Source organism: Mesorhizobium sp. CA14, assembly GCF_020165195.1.
GTDB lineage: Bacteria > Pseudomonadota > Alphaproteobacteria > Rhizobiales > Rhizobiaceae > Mesorhizobium.
Map to the genome: position 1 here is coordinate 195,525 of NZ_JAIUHR010000004.1, position 16,080 is coordinate 211,604.

The 16,080-nt window shown below is 63.7% G+C and carries 12 protein-coding genes and 1 tRNA gene; 6 read left to right on the plus strand and 7 right to left on the minus strand.

From position 1 onward, the window contains the following. Positions 1-70: 70 nt before the first annotated feature. Positions 71-754, minus strand: coding sequence for a Crp/Fnr family transcriptional regulator (locus tag LB565_RS07295; protein ID WP_224582454.1), 684 nt, complete (start codon positions 752-754; stop codon positions 71-73). A gap of 535 nt (positions 755-1,289) precedes the next feature. Here LB565_RS07295 and LB565_RS07300 point away from each other — a divergent pair. The 3 genes from LB565_RS07300 to LB565_RS07310 all read left to right on the plus strand — a co-directional run bounded on the left by LB565_RS07300 (position 1,290) and on the right by LB565_RS07310 (position 6,745). Further along, positions 1,290-4,964 carry a S8 family serine peptidase gene (locus LB565_RS07300; protein WP_224582455.1) on the plus strand — a complete coding sequence of 1,225 codons (3,675 nt, stop codon included), beginning with the start codon at positions 1,290-1,292 and terminating at the stop codon, positions 4,962-4,964. Further along, on the plus strand, positions 4,957-6,474 hold the full coding sequence (locus LB565_RS07305) for an MBL fold metallo-hydrolase (protein ID WP_224582456.1): 1,518 nt from the start codon (positions 4,957-4,959) through the stop codon (positions 6,472-6,474). The genes LB565_RS07300 and LB565_RS07305 overlap by 8 nt, the downstream gene beginning before the upstream one ends. A 100-nt stretch (positions 6,475-6,574) precedes the next feature. Then, positions 6,575-6,745: a hypothetical protein gene (locus LB565_RS07310; RefSeq protein WP_181164840.1), complete on the plus strand. Its 171-nt coding sequence runs from the start codon at positions 6,575-6,577 to the stop codon at positions 6,743-6,745. An 87-nt stretch (positions 6,746-6,832) separates the two neighbouring features. Here the strand turns inward: LB565_RS07310 and LB565_RS07315 are convergent. Further along, a tRNA-Val gene (locus LB565_RS07315) sits at positions 6,833-6,907 on the minus strand. Between the two features lie 127 nt (positions 6,908-7,034). Beyond that, positions 7,035-7,715, minus strand: coding sequence for a phosphoglycolate phosphatase (locus LB565_RS07320; protein WP_224582457.1), 681 nt, complete (start codon positions 7,713-7,715; stop codon positions 7,035-7,037). 159 nt (positions 7,716-7,874) lie between these two features. Between LB565_RS07320 and rpiA the strand changes: the two genes are divergently transcribed. The 3 genes from rpiA to gor all read left to right on the plus strand — a co-directional run bounded on the left by rpiA (position 7,875) and on the right by gor (position 10,697). After that, the gene (rpiA, locus tag LB565_RS07325) at positions 7,875-8,570 is read left to right on the plus strand and encodes a ribose-5-phosphate isomerase RpiA (protein ID WP_224582458.1); all 696 of its coding nucleotides are present in this window, start codon (positions 7,875-7,877) and stop codon (positions 8,568-8,570) included. 21 nt (positions 8,571-8,591) lie between these two features. Further along, positions 8,592-9,191, plus strand: a complete 600-nt coding sequence (locus LB565_RS07330) for a DUF2059 domain-containing protein (RefSeq protein ID WP_224582459.1) — start codon at positions 8,592-8,594, stop codon at positions 9,189-9,191. A 117-nt stretch (positions 9,192-9,308) separates the two neighbouring features. Continuing rightward, entirely contained in the window at positions 9,309-10,697 is a 1,389-nt protein-coding gene (gene gor / locus LB565_RS07335; RefSeq protein ID WP_224582460.1) for a glutathione-disulfide reductase, read from the plus strand. A gap of 65 nt (positions 10,698-10,762) precedes the next feature. Here the strand turns inward: gor and mgtE are convergent, their stop codons facing one another. From mgtE to LB565_RS07355, 4 genes are all read right to left on the minus strand, one after another. After that, the gene (mgtE, locus tag LB565_RS07340) at positions 10,763-12,127 is read right to left on the minus strand and encodes a magnesium transporter (protein WP_224582461.1); all 1,365 of its coding nucleotides are present in this window, start codon (positions 12,125-12,127) and stop codon (positions 10,763-10,765) included. A gap of 280 nt (positions 12,128-12,407) precedes the next feature. Beyond that, positions 12,408-14,297: an ABC transporter ATP-binding protein/permease gene (locus LB565_RS07345; protein ID WP_224582462.1), complete on the minus strand. Its 1,890-nt coding sequence runs from the start codon at positions 14,295-14,297 to the stop codon at positions 12,408-12,410. Positions 14,298-14,654: 357 nt separating this feature from the next. Further along, a complete protein-coding gene (locus tag LB565_RS07350; RefSeq protein WP_263488402.1) occupies positions 14,655-15,056 on the minus strand; it encodes a DUF6252 family protein in 402 nt (133 codons plus the stop codon). A 255-nt stretch (positions 15,057-15,311) separates the two neighbouring features. After that, complete coding sequence (locus tag LB565_RS07355; protein WP_224582464.1) at positions 15,312-15,995, minus strand: DsbA family oxidoreductase; 684 nt, start codon at positions 15,993-15,995, stop codon at positions 15,312-15,314. Positions 15,996-16,080 lie beyond the last annotated feature (85 nt).

The following is a 16,080-nucleotide window of genomic DNA, read 5'->3' on the forward strand; positions in this document are numbered from 1 at the left end:
CAGGGCGCGCTGAGTTTTCTCGGATGCGACGAACCGGTGGAGCTGTGGCGAAAGTCGCCGAGCCTGATGTTCAGTCGTCGTCCTGCGATTCGGCGATGTGGTTCAGCGCGGCGACGTTGGTGATGCGCAACCCGCCGCGCTTGATGGCGATCATCTGGCGGTTGCGCCAATCGTTCAGCGTCTTGTTGACGGATTCGCGCGTCGCGCCGAGGAATTCGCCGAGCTCCGACTGCGAAATCGGAATCCAGCCGGCGCTATCGGCCATGACGCCGCTCAGGAACACCAGCCGCTTTGCCAGCCTGGCCTCGATGCCGAAAAAGGCCTGATCGCCCAGCTCGCCGCTGACCCATCGCAGCCTTGCGCACAGCAATTCGATCATCGCGCGGGCAAGAGGCGGGTTTTTCTCGATGCGGTCGAAGAGCTGAGTCCGGCTCAGCGAAACCAGTTCGCAGGCGGTGAGGCATATGGCGGTCGCCGTGCGCGGACGCCCGTCCAGCGCCCCGATCTCGCCGACCAAGCTGCGCGACAGCTCGATGTTGGCCACCAGCTTCTGCCCGCCCGGCGAATAGAGCGAAATCTCGACGGTGCCGCTCATCACGCCGTAGATGCGGTCGGACGCATCCTCCTGGACGAACAAATGCTGGCCGGCGGCATAGCGCTCCAGCTTGCAGCCGCCGAACAGCAGGTCGAACTGGCGCGGGTCGATGCGCGCCAGGCGCGGCAGGTTCCTGTCGTCCGCGCCGTTTGTAGCCATGATACGATTCCGCCTCTCGTTAAGCGGAAATTGTAGGATAAGTACGTGCTCGATCAAAGCGTCGTCTCCTTCTGTGGTGGCTGGCGGAATTCGGCGGGCGGCGGACGGAGATTCCGATGTCACGCCCGACACGCCGAAATTGGACAAGCCGGCAAACTGTAAGGAGACCGGGCGCACTGGCGGTTGCGGGCCGATCCTTGGGAACGCCGTCCGCGCGCTTGGGTGGGAGGTGCCCATGCGCGCAGACAGCAAATCTGAAAATGGCTAGGTGATCGAAATTTCTTTTCGAGAAACCAGGTGCAGTATCTGCGCGCAGATCCTGTTCGGCGTATGTGAAGGCGCTCACAGATATACATGTCCGGCGGAGCGACTGTCGTTTCTGAAATATGCGGGTTCATGTCTCGGTCGGCTTTGCTTTGAAAGACAGGCTGCATCATTGCTAGTCGGCAAAGAGATCAATCGAAGCATGGCAGGAACCTTGGCTTGACTGGAGCGGATGGTCGGCGCCATGGTTCGCGTTGGGGAGGGGCACGCCGTGGCAGCCGTGAAGGGACTCCTTGTCAAGGTTCGTGGCGACGGCGCGGGACTCGCGGTGCGAGGCGGGCCGCTCCGGATTGGCGGGATCGAAGCCGAACCGATCCTCGCTCTCCCGCCCGGTGTCGATAGCGCAGGTCCGGCCGCGGCCGGGGATCGCGGCGCCACCTGGCTGCGGTTGGCCACGGATGCCGCCGATACGGACAATCCCTGGGACCACGCCCACGATCTTCTTGGCCGGACTCCAACGCTTGCGGCCGCAGGCGGCGAGGTGCTCGCGGTGGAGCCCAATATCCAGCAGCAATGGGATTACAGGAACGGCGCCGGCGACCGCGGCATGGCGGCGAGCGCCAGTCCCGTCTGCGCTTTCGACGATCAGGACCCGCAGGGCGGACAGGCGGTGGTCGCTGGGCGCATCGCCTGGAATGCCGCGCCTGACTTCAGCCAGTTCGCAGCGGCGCGCAACAGGGTGGGCGCCAAGCAGGCCAACATCACCATCGCCCATCTCGATACCGGGTTCGATCCGGGACACCAGACCCTTCCGGCCGGGCTTCTTACAGCGCAGCAACGCAACTTCGTCGACGACGGGACCGGTCCGGACAACGCGGCCGACCACGCTCCGGCAGGCACGCTCACCAGCAATCGCGGCCATGGCACCGGCACGCTCAGCCTGCTTGCCGGCAATAAGCTCGACGGCTCCTCGCCGCACTGGCCGGGTTTCACCGATTTCGTCGGCGGCGCGCCGCTGGCGAAGATCCTGCCGGTGCGCATCGCCGACTGGGTGGTGCGGCTGACCACCGGCACTATGGTGCAAGGTATCGACTATGCGCGCCAGCAGGGCGCGCAGGTGCTGTCGATGAGCATGGGCGGCCTCGCCTCGCAGGCCCTGGTCGATGCCGTCAATCTTGCCTACGAGCACGGCATGGTCATGGTCACGGCGGCCGGCAACAATTTTATCATCACGCCGCGCAGCATCGTCTATCCGGCCCGCTACAACCGGGTGCTTGCGGCATGCGGCGTGATGGGCGACGGGCGCGCCTATGCCGGGCTCGCTCTCGGCACCATGCAAGGCAATTACGGGCCGCCTTCCAAGATGAACACGGCGCTCGGCGCCTACACGCCGAACGTGCCCTGGGCCGAAATCGATTGCCGCAAGGTGGTCGACATGGACGGCAACGGCACGTCGGCGGCCACCCCGCAGGTCGCCGCCGCGGCCGCACTCTGGTTGGCCGAGCATTGGGACGTGGTGAAGAATTATCCTCAGCCTTGGATGCGAATAGAGGCGGTACGCAAGGCGTTGTTCGCGAAGGCCCTGAAATCGACTGCCAAGATGGATGCGACGGAGACGAAGGAGAAGATCGGGCAGGGCGTGTTGCGGGCTCTCGATGCGCTGGACTTCCTGCCGCCGGCGGCGGAGAGCCTGACGAAGCTCGCCCCCGCCACCTACACATGGAGTTGGCTCGACCTTCTGACCGGCGGGAATTCGTTGGCGCCGCTATCGCCGCCGACGCTGCGGCAGCGAATGATGTTTGCGCTGGAGCTGACGCAGATGGCGCAAGCCACGGCGGCAATCGAGCAGACGATCGCCGACCCGGACGGCGATCCGGATCAAGTTTCGGCCGCGGCACGCAACCGCTTCCTCGAAGCGGCGCTCGACCAGGGCAAACCGTCGAAACCGCTCAAGGCGTTTCTGGAAGGTTTGCTCGGCCGGCCCGGCGTCAGCGCAGCGGTTCCCGCACCGGTTATGGGCCCCGCGCCGGCCATCAGGCGCAAGCCGCGGCCGCTGCCGCCGCCGCAACGGCGCCTGCGCATCTACGCGCTCGATCCGTCGGTCGCCAAGCGGCTGGATTCGGTTTCGGTCTACCAGGCAACACTTTCGGTGCCGTGGGACGACGAGCCGGCGACGGACAAGCCGCTGCTGCCCGGTCCGATCGGCGAATATCTCGAAGTGGTCGATGTCGATCCCGCGTCCGACCGCGTCTATGATCCGGTCGACCTCAACGACAAGGTGCTTCTGGCGCAGGACGGCCTGTCGCCTTCGGAAGGTAATCCGAAATTCCACCAGCAGATGGTCTACGCTGTCGCCATGACCACGATCGGCCATTTCGAGCGCGCCCTCGGCCGGCGGGCATTGTGGGCGCCGCATTACGCCGAGGCACCCGGTCGGACCGGCGACATGACGGTGAAGGCGCATTATGCGCCGCGCCTGCGCATCTACCCGCATGCGTTGCGCGCCGAGAATGCCTATTACAGCCCGGAAAAGAAGGCGCTGCTGTTCGGCTATTTCCCGGCGACCAGTAATGAAGGCGACGTCACCACGCCTGGAACGACGGTGTTCTCGTGCCTGTCGAGCGATATCGTCGCGCATGAGATGTCGCATGCGCTGCTCGACGGGCTGCATCGCCGCTTCCAGGAAGCATCCAACCCGGATGTGCCGGCCTTCCATGAGGCCTTCGCCGATATCGTCGCGCTGTTTCAGCATTTTACGCTGAAGGAACTGGTCAGCTTCGAAATCGGCAAGGCGAGGGGCGAATTGTCGGCCGCCTCGCTGCTTTCCGGTATAGCCAAACAGTTCGGCGAAGGCAGCGGCAGGGCCGGGCCGTTGCGCGAATATGGCGGCGCCGGCATGGCCGACCTCGACTACGATAAGACCTTCGAGGCGCATGACCGCGGCTCGATCCTGGTTTTCGCCGTCTACCAGGCCTTCCTGGCGATCGTCGACCGGCGGACCGACGATCTGATCCAGCTTGCCACCGGCGGCTCCGGCATCCTGCCGGCGGGAACCTTGCATCCGAGCCTGGTCGAACGCCTGACTGACGAGGTCGCCAAGACCGCGAGGCAGATGCTGACCATGTGCATCCGCGCGCTCGACTATTGCCCTTCCGTCGATATCACCTTCGGAGAATATCTGCGCGCGCTGATCACTGCCGACCGCGACGCTTACCCGGACGATCCGTTCCACTATCGCCTGGCCTTCCTGGAATCGTTCCGCAAATGGCTTCTGCCGCGCGACGTTCGCACTATCTCGGAGGAGACGCTCGCCTGGAGCGCGCCGGAAGACCCGTCGCCTCCCTGGCTGAAGGGTCTGCTCAGCAAGATCGACCTCGGCTGGAACCAGAAATTGAAGCGGGCCGAGATCTTCGCGCTCAACGACAGGAACCGCTATGCGCTGTGGAAGGCGATGCACAAGGCCTTCGCCTCCGATCCGGACCTCTACAAGCAGTTCGGCCTGCTGCCCGACCTGCCGCGCTACAATGAGGACGGCACGATCATGCACGCGGCGAAGAAAGGCGAGACGACCTTCGACATCTACAGCGTGCGCCCGACGCGCCGCGTCGAGCCGGACGGCTCCTTCCGTGTCGAGGTGGTGGCCGTGATCCAGCAGCGCATTCCAATTGCGCTGGACGGCACGGCGATGCCGCAAGGGATGGTCAAGGGCGACGGCTTCTTCTGGTTCCGCGGCGGCGCCACGATCATCATCGACCCGCGCGAGGGGTTCGAGGAGATCCGCTACTCCATCATCAAGAACACCGGCAGCACGGACCGGCAGAGGCGTCAGGCCGGGACGATGGCGGCCAATTACCTGTCGCCGCTGAGAGCGCTCTATTTCGGCGGCGAAGTGTCGGAGCCCTTTGCCTTGCTGCATGCCAGCGACGGAGACGACGACCATGTCTAGAAAGCCGGCGACGAGGACTAGGCCGGCAAAAACGGCCGCGACTCCGGTATCGGGCGTTACCGTGCGGCATTATTGCCAGGGCATCGGCGATTGCCATCTGCTCACGTTCAAGAAGGCGGATGGAAAGCCCTTCCGCATGCTCATCGATTGCGGCATCCATGTTTCGATCGCGGGCGGCCCGGCGCTGGTCGCCGACATTGTCGCCGACCTCAAGAAAGAGACCGGCGGCAAGATCGATATTCTCGTCGTCACGCACGAACACTGGGATCATGTCTCCGGCTTCCTGACCGCCAAGGACCTTTTCAAGGATTTTGTCGTTGGCGACGTCTGGATGGCGTGGACCGAAAATCCCGCCGACGCCGAGGCCGCGGAGCTCGACAAGTTCAAGGGCCAGGCGATCGCCGCGCTGCAAGGCGTGGGTCAGAAGCTCGACGCAATGCAGGGGCTCAGCGCCTACATGGCCGGTGTCCGCGACGGCCTGCAATCGGTGCTCGGCTTCCAGTTCGGCGCTGCCGGCGAGCGGGTGCGCTCGGCCCGCGACGCTGCCGCCAGGCTTTCGCAAAAACCCTCGCCGACCTATTTCGAGCCCGGCGAGCCACCGGTGACGATCGACGCATTGCCCAACCTGCGCGTCTATGTGCTCGGCCCGCCGCGCGACAAGGCGGCGCTCCGGCTGGAGGAAAGGGCGAGCGAGATGTTCCCGCTGGCCAGCGGCGGCCCGTACGCGCGGGCGCTGACGAGCGGCCTCAAGATCAACGAGGCGATCGATGCCGGTTACGTCGACGAGCTCAGTCCGTTCGAGCGCAATGTCGGCACGCCGCTTTCCGCGGCGCTGAAAGGCGACAAGGGCAGCGACCCGGCCATCGACATCGCCGCCTTTGTCCGCAAGCACTATTCCGGGCCGGTTTCAGCTGCGGCATCCATGGAAGACCGCGACCAGTCCTGGCGGCGCATCGACGCCGACTGGATGGGGATCGCCGCCGACCTTGCTTTGCAGCTCGACCGCGGCGTGAACAACACCAGCCTGGTGCTTGCCTTCGAGCTCACCGACTCGGGCCGGGTGCTGCTGTTCCCGGGCGACGCCCAGATCGGCAACTGGCTGAGCTGGAAGGATCTGACATGGCCGGTCGGGCAGGGCACCGTCACGTCGGCCGATCTTCTGGCGCGTACCGTCTATCTCAAGGTCGCCCATCACGGCAGCCAGAACGCCACGCCGCAGAAACAGGGTTTCGATCTGCTGACCAGCGCTGACCTGTCGGCCTTCATCCCCACCAACAAGGTCGACGCCTTGAAAGTGCACTGGGGCGAGATGCCCTATGATGGCATCCTGACCGCGCTCGAAACAAAGACAAAGGGCCGCGTCATCCGCGCCGACGATCCATGGTTGGCCGACAAGGACGGCAAGCCGGGTTTTGCCGCGCCATCCGGTTCGATTCAGGCGGTGCGCAGCGCACCGCGCGATGCGGGGCGCGGGCCGGGCGGACTGTGGGTCGAGGTGGATCTTGCCTGAGAGCCTGCCACCGAGTCGATTGCGAAAAATCGAAAACCGCTTTATGGAGCGAGCGGCTGAATGAGGGCGGCCGGCTCAACACATTGCACAAGGTCGCCCCATGCCCGATGCATTCTCCCGCGTCATCGCCTTCCTTGCCGTGGTCACAGCCCTTTTGTTTGCCGGGCTGCATTTCCATCAAGGCCATATCATCGCCACGCTCTATTTCATGACCGGCGCCATTCTGGTGACGGCCGTGACGCGCATGAATGTGAGGCGAGGGCTGATCTAGGCGCCTGCGGCATCTAAGCCCGGCTGCGCAAATAGCGATGATTGTGAATTGGTAGGCTGGATCATCCAACCCAATCAGTGAGTTGGATGGTGGGCGATGCAGGGATTGAACCTGCGACCCCACCCGTGTGAAGGGTGTGCTCTCCCGCTGAGCTAATCGCCCGCCTGTGGCCCGAAGGTCGAAGCGAGCCGCGATATAAGGGAGGCGAGTGCGCGAAGTCAAGGCAATGTGTCAAGCTTATCGCGCGGACCGGTTTCCGGTTTCTCAACCGTCCAATTCCGAGCTCCGCTCAACCCGCCGCGGCGATCAGCCGTTGCGCCAGTTGCGGCGTCAGCGTGTCGAAATGCGAGATCACAAGCGTGGGCTCGAATTCGCGCACATGGCGATCGGTATAGCCGAAGTCGACCGCGACCACCGGAATGCCGGCCGCCTTGGCGGTGTCGATGTCGGTCTGCGAATCGCCGACCATCACGGCGTTGTGGGGATCGCCGCCGGCGAGCCGGATTGTCTCGGTGAGATGGCGCGGGTCGGGCTTGCGGAAGGCGAAGGTGTCCTGGCCGCAGATCGCGGCAAAATAGTTCGACATGCCAAGCGCGCCGATCAGCGTCGCGGAATTCGCTTCATATTTGTTGGTGCAGACAGCCATCAGGTAGCCGGCGGCCTGGAAACGATCGAGGGCGGCGATCACGCCGGGGTAGGGGCGGGACTTGCCGGGAATGTTCAGCGTATAATGGTCGAGGAATAGTTTTAGCAGCCGGTCGTGCTCCTCGGCCATCAGCGCCTTGTTCTGCGCGGCATGCGCGCGTTCGATCATGACGCGCCCGCCATGACCGACGAAGCGCCTGAAGCCGGCTTCGTCGACAGCGGCAAGATCGCTTGCCGCCAGGCTGTGGTTGAGGCTGTCGAGCAGGTCGGGCGCGGTGTCGATCAGCGTTCCATCCAGGTCGAAGACGATGATCGGGCGTGGCATGGAGAGCTCCTGCAGCGATTGAATTGCCGCAGCCGATACAGGTTGGGCCGGGCTCAAGCAAGAAGCCTCGATCGGTCCACAGAGCCTTTAACAGGAGCCTTTGACGGGTCAGGCAAAAATGCTAGGAGGCGCGCGAAACCGGCGAAATCGGGGCTCCCCATGGATGCAAGGCAGTTGAAGGTCGAAGCCGCGCGGGCCGCGCTCGCCCATGTCGGCAGCGGCATGCGGCTCGGCATCGGCACCGGCACTACGGCGGAAGAATTCGTGCGGCTGCTGGCCGAGAAGATTGCGACCGGCCTCAAGATCATCGGCGTGCCGACTTCCGAGCGCACCGCGGCGCTCTGCCGTGAGCTCGGCGTTCCTCTGTCTACACTGGAAGACACGCCGGAGCTCGACCTCACGATAGACGGCGCCGACGAGGTCGACCTGGACCTGACCTTGATCAAGGGGGGCGGCGGCGCGCTGCTGCGCGAGAAGATCGTCGCGGCGGCGTCCGAGCGCATGATCGTCATCGCCGACAAGTCCAAGCTGGTCGAGACCCTCGGCCGGTTCCCGCTGCCGATCGAGGTCAACCAGTTCGGCCTGCGCGCCACCGAGATCGCGGTTGGAGCCGCCGCGACGAAGCTCGGCCTTTCCGGCCCGGTTACATTGAGGATGACGGGGGGCCAGCCATTTGTTACAGACGGCGGCCACTTTATCCTCGATGCATCTTTTGGCCGCATTCCGGATACAAGAGCGCTTTCGAATGCTCTCTTCGCCGTTCCAGGCGTTGTCGAGCACGGTCTATTCATCGGGCTGGCGTCAACGGCCATCATCGCCGGCGGCGACGGTATCGAAACCGTCCATGCAGCCTGAAACCAGGGAGTTCTACCGACTATGATGTTGTCTAAACGAGTTCGCCGCCTTTCGACGCTTCTGGCGGCCTCGGCCGTTCTTGCGCTGTCCTCGCCGGTGTTTGCACAGGACGTCAGCGAATCGCATTTGAAGGCCGCCCGCGCGGCGGTCGCGGCGATCCACGCCACGGACTCGTTCGACAACATCCTGCCACAGGCGGCAGCGGCACTGGAATCACAGCTCATCCAGAAGAACCCCGACATGCAGGAGCTGATCGGCAAGACGGTGACTGAGAAGGCGCTCGGCATGGCTTCGCGGCGCGCCGACCTCGAAAAGGAGGCGGCCCTGGCCTATGCCAAGGTTTTCTCCGAGAAAGACCTCAATGACATCGCCGCCTTCTACAGCTCGGAAGCCGGCAAGAAGCTGCTGGATAGCGGCCCCGCGGTGACACGTGACCTCGTGAAGGCCGCCGACATCTGGCAAAACGGCGTAGCCCGCGACCTCGCCCAGCAGGTTGGCGAGACGCTCGCGGCCGCAGCCAAGGCGGCGGCACCGGCAGCACCGGCTCCGGCCGCCACGGCGCCCGCCGACGGCGCCGCTCCGGCCGACAATTCGGCTCCTGCGGACGACTCGCAGAACTGATCCGCATCACAGGCCCACGGCCACTGGACCACAAAGCCCGGGTTCCCCGGGCTTTTCTTTTGCCGCTTGGCAGCCTACCTGTGACCCCCGACTTTCTCATCCGCAGGAGCCCAAGCGATGGCCGCTTATGACTATGATCTGTTCGTCATCGGCGGCGGCTCAGGCGGGGTGAGAGCGGCCCGGGTGGCGGCGGCCCTCGGCAAGCGGGTCGCCATCGCCGAGGAGTACCGGTTCGGCGGCACCTGCGTCATCCGCGGCTGCGTGCCGAAGAAGCTCTACGTCTATGCTTCGCAATTTCCCGAACATTTCGCCGACGCCGCCGGCTATGGCTGGACCGTGCCCGAGGCGAGCTTCGACTGGCAGACGCTGGTCGCCAACAAGGACAAGGAGATCGCGCGGCTCGAGGCGATCTACAAGAGGAATGTCGAAGGCGCCGGCGGCGAGACCTTTCATTCACGCGCAGTGCTCGTCGACGCGCACAGCATCTATCTGGTTGCCGAGGACCGCACGGTCAGCGCCGACCAGATCCTGATCGCCACCGGTGGCCGTCCGGCGCCGCATCCGGCGCTGCCAGGCCATGAATATTGCATCTTCTCCAACGAGACCTTCGATCTCAAGGAGCTGCCGAAGGCGATCATGATCGAGGGCGGCGGCTACATCGCCGTCGAATTCGCCAACATTTTCCATGGCCTGGGCGTCGACACCACGCTGGTCTATCGCGGCCAGGAAATACTCAGCCGCTTCGACATGGATCTGCGCCGCTCGCTGCATGAGACCATGCAGAAAAAGGGGATCAAGATCCTCTGCCCGGCGGTTTCGGAACGGGTGCGCAAAACCCCGGAGGGCAGGCTGGACGTGCTGCTGTCTTCCGGCCAAACACTGACGGTCGACCAGGTGATGCTGGCAATCGGGCGTATTCCCAACACCGAGAATATGGGCCTGGAAGGCATCGGCATCGAACTCGGCAAGACGGGCGCGATCGTGGTCGACCGATACTCACGCACCAATGTCGACAACATCTGGGCGATCGGCGACGTCACCCATCGCGTGCAACTGACGCCGGTTGCCATCCACGAGGCGATGTGCTTCATCGAGACCGCCTTCAAGGACAATCCGACCGCGCCGGATCACGACACCATACCGACGGCGGTGTTCTCGCAGCCGGAGATCGGCACCGTCGGCCTGTCGGAAGACGACGCGGTCAAGCGCTTCCCCGACGTCGAGATCTATCGCTCGTCATTCCGTCCGATGCGGCACACGCTGTCCGGCCGCGACGAGAAGATGCTGATGAAGCTGGTGGTCGACGGAGCGTCCAGGAAGGTGATCGGCGCCCATATTCTGGGCCCCGATGCCGGCGAGATGGCACAGCTTCTCGGCATCCCGCTGAAGGCTGGCCTCACCAAGGAGGACTTCGACCGCACCATGGCCGTACATCCGACCGCGGCCGAGGAGCTGGTGACGATGTACAAGCCGACCTATCGCGTGAAGAACGGCGAACGGGTCTGACATTCAGCTGGTCTGCAAGAGACAACCCGCCGCCGGCATGGCCGGCAACGGGTTATGTAGCGCTTCTACAACAATGTGCCGCGCAGGATCACCAGCGCCACCGAGAAGTAGATCACCAACCCGGTGACATCGACCAGCGTGGCGACGAACGGCGCCGAGGCGCTTGCCGGGTCGAAGCCGATGCGCTTCAGCGCGAAGGGCAACATCGATCCAGACAGCGAGCCGAAGGTGACGATGCCGACCAGCGCGGCGCCCACCGTCGCCGCAATTAGCATCCAGTGCGGACCGTAGTCGTAGAGGCCGAAATGTTGCCAGAGCGCGATGCGGCAGATGCCGACGATGCCGAGGATCGAGCCGAGCACCACCCCGGTCGGCAACTCGCGCAGCGCCACGCGCCACCAGTCGCGCAGCCCGATCTCGCGCAGCGCCAGCGCGCGGATGACGAGCGACGTCGCCTGCGAGCCGGAATTGCCGCCGGAGCTCATGATCAGCGGGATGAACAGCGTCAGCACGATCGCCTTCTCCAGCTCACCCTCGTAGCTCTGCATGGCGTTGGCCGTCAGCATCTCGCTAAGGAACAGCGCGCAGAGCCAGCCGGCGCGCTTCTGGATCATGGCGAGGAAACCCATCTTCATGTAGGGCTCGTCCAGCGCCTCCATGCCGCCGAAACGATGCACGTCCTCGGTCGTCTCCTCGATCATCGCGTCGATGATGTCGTCGACGGTGACGATGCCGAGGATCCTGCCGTGGTCGACGACAGGCAAGGCCAGCAGGTCGTATTTGGAGATGGTCTGCGCCAGGTTCTCGCGATCGGTGAGCGGGGTCACCGTCACCGGCATGCGGTCGGGTGCCACCGACAGGATCGAATCCTCGGAGTTGCCGGTGATCAGCCGGCGCAATCCGGTCGAACGCAGCAGGAGCTGCGTGTCCGGATCCACGATGTAGATGGCGTAGATGGTTTCGCGCGTGCGCTCGACCTTGCGGATGTAGTCGAGCGTGCGGCCGACAGTCCAGTCCGAAGGCACGCTGACGAATTCCGTCGTCATGATCGAGGCGGCGCTGCCTTCCGGGTATCCCAGGATGGACAGCAGCGTCGCCCGCAGCGGCGGGGCCAAGGCGCCGAGCAGCTCCGAGCGGGCCGGTTCGTCCAGCTCGCGCAGGATGTCGGCGGCGCGGTCGACCGACATGGCGGTCAGGAGCTTGCTCGCCTTCGGGCGTGGCAGGGCCTCGGCAAGCTCGGGTGCTGCCTCGAGCTCGGGCTGGTCGAAAATCTCGACCAGCCGCTCGAACGGCACGGCGCAGAGAAGCTCGATGGCTGTCTCGCGGGGCTCGTGGTTGAGGGCTTCGACGACGTCGGCGACGTGATCGTTGGCAAGAACACGGGCTACGGCGACGGCTTCGTCGTCCAATACAGGTGCGAATTCATTCATGGCTCACTCCATGCCGTCCGGCAGGACGTGAGCCGTCAGGTCACGTCAGGGCGGACGGCGGTTGCGTTCGACTGTGACTGTCGCCAGGCATGGCGGGTTGACCTTTCTGCTCGCGGGGTTCGAGTTTGAATTTGGCGAGCGGGCGCAACATAGAAGCGGTTTTTGCCGAGTCAATCGCGAAGGGCGCTGAAAATGAATGCGGGCAGGCCGGATCGCGAGACTGTGATTGAAGACAGCCCAAGCCGGGTCACGGTCGCCGGTCAAAGGCTTGGTATAACTGCTATTTCTGCTTCAGCCGGCGGAAGCGCAGCCACTTGTCCTCGACCGGCCGGGGCTGGGTGAGAATGGTGGTGAGCTCGCGCGGCAGGCTGGGCGCAAGCGGCTTCTTGGTGGCCACGCCGTCGGCGATCGAAACCACGCTATGGTAGAACTCCTCGCCGGAGAGCGAGCGCGGCGCCACCGCCTCGTGCATGACGCTAATGACGGTGACGTTCGGGCAATTGTCCTTGATCGCCTGATGGAAGGCGATCTTGCCTTCGGGGTCGAGCGCACCGGTCGCTTCGTCGAGGAAGAGAAGTCCCGGCTGCTGCAGGATGATGCGCGCGACCACCAGCTTCTGCTTCTGGCCGCCCGAAAGCACCTGGTCCCAGATCTTGCCCTCGCGGCTTTCGTCGGCCAGGTGCCCGATGAAGTCGCCGAGACCGGCCTTGTGCAGGGCGGCCGCAACCTGCGTGTCGCTATGATCGCCCTCTGAACCCGGCAGGCAGACGAGCTGCTTCAGCGAGACCTGCTGCAGCTTCACTTCCTGCGCGGCGTAGAAGCTCGTCACGCCCTCGGGAAAGACGATGGTGCCGCGGCCGTAGGGCCACAGGCCGTTGATCGCCTTGATCAGCGAAGTCTTGCCGCAGCCGGACTCGCCTTTGAGGAAGGTCCACTCGCCGCGGCGGAAGCGCAGATTGGCGGCACTGAGGAAGGGCGTCGCATCCTCGCCCTGATGCGCCAGTTCGAGCTTCTGGATGGTCAGGCCGAACACCGGATTCTGGCTGGCGTAGCTGAAATCGGAGCGGCCGGTCTGCTGATAGAATTCGCGCGGATGCTGGACGTTTTCGATGGCGTCGGCGAGTTCGGTCACGCGCTGGCTGTTGGCCCTGAGCGTCGCAATCGCCGGCATCACATGGATGAACCACGAGCACTGGCTGATCAACTGGGCGACCATTTCGGAGCCGGTGATGTAACCCTTGTAGTCGAGACGGTTGTGGATGAACGACACGAGGCCCGGGGCGTAGGCAACGATACGGGCGCCGACAAAATTGTAGATCAGCTCGAATGACGTGTAGCTCGTGTTGACGATATTGAGCCGCCCCCACGTCTTGTCGATATCGACATAAAGCCTGTCATGCATCGATTTCTGCACGCCCTCGCCATGCGAGGCGGCGACGTGGAAGCTGCGGCGCAGGAATGTCGTCAGCTCGCTGCGGTAGCTGCCCTCGGCCTGCTGCATGCGCACGTTGAGCCGCTCGAGCAATCGCCCGAGCTTGATGGCGATCCAGGTGTTCAGCGGCACGTAGGTGGCGACGGCAAGGAAAGCCAGCACCGCTGTGCCGTAGCTGCCCAGGAATTCCAGGCCTTTGACCTCGACCGAGGATCCAATCAGGTTTTCGCCGATGAAATAAAGCGAAGTCGCCACACCCAAGACGCCCATGGCAAGCCCGATAGCGCCGCCGGTCATGTCCTTGATCGATTCCTGGATGCGCTGATCGATATTGTCCGGAGCGACGATGCCGCCCGCCGCCGAGCCGTGCTGCGCATGGAAATGGGTATGGTTGCCGTCGAGCAGGGCCTGGTTGAATTGGTTGTTCAGCCAGCCCCGCCATTTGCGGTGCAAAGTCGTCGAAACGAGATTGCGCACGCCGGTAAGGCCGGCATCCTTCAGCAGCACCAGCAGCACCAATATGCCGGCATTGGCCAGAATGGTTTGCAAGGGGTGAGTGTTGGCGGCGTCGTGCAGGAAGGCGATCGAATTGCCCAACTCGCCCAGCGCCACGGCAAACCAGACGCCAGCCTTGCTGGACAGCGCCGTCAGCAGTGCGATGACGATGGTGAGGGTCCAGGCTTCCTTCCACCGGTCGGAAAACCAGTAGGCTCGCATCAGCCCCCAGAATGTACGCATCGACGATACCGGCGTCAGAGACGAGGTCTTTGCCTCGCTGGATATTGGCTCCGGTATTGTACGTCGCGGTCTACCGACCCGAATCACGATCCCGCCCAAACCTTTCTTAGTTTTGTTACACAGGGTAACACCAATTGATCATTTTCCATTAATTTTCTGGCGGAGAATGTGAACAAGGTTACCCCCCGTGGCGCGGGGGCAACAGGAGGCCGGTGCCGGAAGACCCTTCATCGAGCTGATTTTGGCTTTTATTCCAGGGCGTTAAGGGCAATTGAGTCAGCCGGCGAAAAGCTTCCCTAGGGGAAGCAAAAAACACGGGTTTGTGAACGAAAAAGAGGCGCCGTTCAGCCGAAATGGCTACTGCGCGGTGACCGGAATGCCCGAAAATTTGCCGTCCGTGAGCCCTTCAGGCTTGCCCGATTCGTCTTTTCCCGAGGCACTGAAATGACCGGAAATGGTCCTTGCGGCTGCGTCGTATTTGTCGATGACGATCTCGCCGCTGGCAAAACGGACAAGGCCGACCATGGCGCCGGAATCAAGCATATTGAAATTAGCGCTGTTCGCGGCTGACCCGGTCTTGAGCTTATAGCTGCCGGCAAGGTCGTTCGGATCCTTGAGCACCAGCATCGAATTGAAGGTCCTGGTCGGCGAGCCCTGCTCGGCTCCCGACAAGTTCAGCACCGGCTTGCCGCCCATCTGCATCGTCTGGGCCATGGTGAAAGACGCTGTCCAGGGTTTGCCTTCAAAAGTCGCCGACATGACGGCTTCCTCCGCGGACACGCGCTGCAATGTCAGCGGGAGCCCGAGAGCGAAAGGCAAGCACAACAGCAGTAATGCGCGACGCCTGACCGCCATTCGGTGCCCCTCAAATCAGCTAAACTCTTCCGGGTTTTAGCTCAGCGCCGTCTCCAGGGCGATTCACCAGATCGTGTTTTGGCGAGCCGACTGTCAGGTAGGAGCAATCCAGGAAAAGTGCGCGACGGCTTTCCGTCGGGAATTGCGTAGAAGGAACGCTCAGCCTGCGGCGGTTTCCAATTCGCCGCGCGCCTTGGCCTGGGCCACCTGGCGGATCGCGTCGGCAAGCGTGTCGGCATCCTGCGCGCCCATCACCGCGTATTTGCCTTCGAGCAGGAAGCAGGGCACGCCGGTGATGCCCATGCGCGAGGCGGTGGCGATCTCGTTGCGGACGGCCTCGACGTCGGCATCGGTCGGCAGCAGCGTCTCGACCACGGACGCATCCATGCCTGCCTCGCTGGCGGCCGTCACCAGCACGGCATGGTCGCCGATATTGGCGCCTTCCTCGAAATTCAGCTGGAAGAGGCGGCGCACCAGCCGGTTCTGCACGTCCTCGCCGGCAGCGCCCGCCCAGCGGATGACGCGATGAGCGTCCAGAGTGTTGGCGGCGACCTTGATGGCGCCAAATGCAAAATGGATGCCCTCGGCTTCGCCGAGCGGCTCGATGCGCGCGTGGATCTGCTGGATGCGTTCCTCGCTGCCGAACTTGCCAAGCATGTATTGGCGGCGGTCCATGCCTGTCTGCGGAATGGTCGGATCGAGCTGGAATGGCCGCCAGCGGACCTGCACGTCGATGCCGCTTGCAGCAGCAATGGCCTTATCCAAACGCTTCTGGCCGATGAAGCACCAGGGACAGACGACATCGGACACCACGTCGACGGTGATCGAGTTCTCGGCGCTCATGCTCGTCTCCTGTTCGGTCCCGATTGGGTTGGGTCTCTATCGTAGAGCATGATGTCGTCCGAAAACCGCTTCACACTTTTCGGCA

What these genes read in the sequence shown, in the direction of transcription:
- mgtE (WP_224582461.1), bottom strand. Translation starts at nt 12,127, where the DNA reads ATGAATGAATTCGCACCTGTATTGGACGACGAAGCCGTCGCCGTAGCC.
- LB565_RS07330 (WP_224582459.1), top strand. Translation starts at nt 8,592, where the DNA reads ATGATGTTGTCTAAACGAGTTCGCCGCCTTTCGACGCTTCTGGCGGCC.
- LB565_RS07355 (WP_224582464.1), bottom strand. Translation starts at nt 15,995, where the DNA reads ATGAGCGCCGAGAACTCGATCACCGTCGACGTGGTGTCCGATGTCGTC.
- LB565_RS07345 (WP_224582462.1), bottom strand. Translation starts at nt 14,297, where the DNA reads ATGCGTACATTCTGGGGGCTGATGCGAGCCTACTGGTTTTCCGACCGG.
- LB565_RS07305 (WP_224582456.1), top strand. Translation starts at nt 4,957, where the DNA reads ATGTCTAGAAAGCCGGCGACGAGGACTAGGCCGGCAAAAACGGCCGCG.
- LB565_RS07295 (WP_224582454.1), bottom strand. Translation starts at nt 754, where the DNA reads ATGGCTACAAACGGCGCGGACGACAGGAACCTGCCGCGCCTGGCGCGC.
- rpiA (WP_224582458.1), top strand. Translation starts at nt 7,875, where the DNA reads ATGGATGCAAGGCAGTTGAAGGTCGAAGCCGCGCGGGCCGCGCTCGCC.
- LB565_RS07320 (WP_224582457.1), bottom strand. Translation starts at nt 7,715, where the DNA reads ATGCCACGCCCGATCATCGTCTTCGACCTGGATGGAACGCTGATCGAC.
- gor (WP_224582460.1), top strand. Translation starts at nt 9,309, where the DNA reads ATGGCCGCTTATGACTATGATCTGTTCGTCATCGGCGGCGGCTCAGGC.
- LB565_RS07310 (WP_181164840.1), top strand. Translation starts at nt 6,575, where the DNA reads ATGCCCGATGCATTCTCCCGCGTCATCGCCTTCCTTGCCGTGGTCACA.
- LB565_RS07350 (WP_263488402.1), bottom strand. Translation starts at nt 15,056, where the DNA reads ATGTCGGCGACTTTTGAAGGCAAACCCTGGACAGCGTCTTTCACCATG.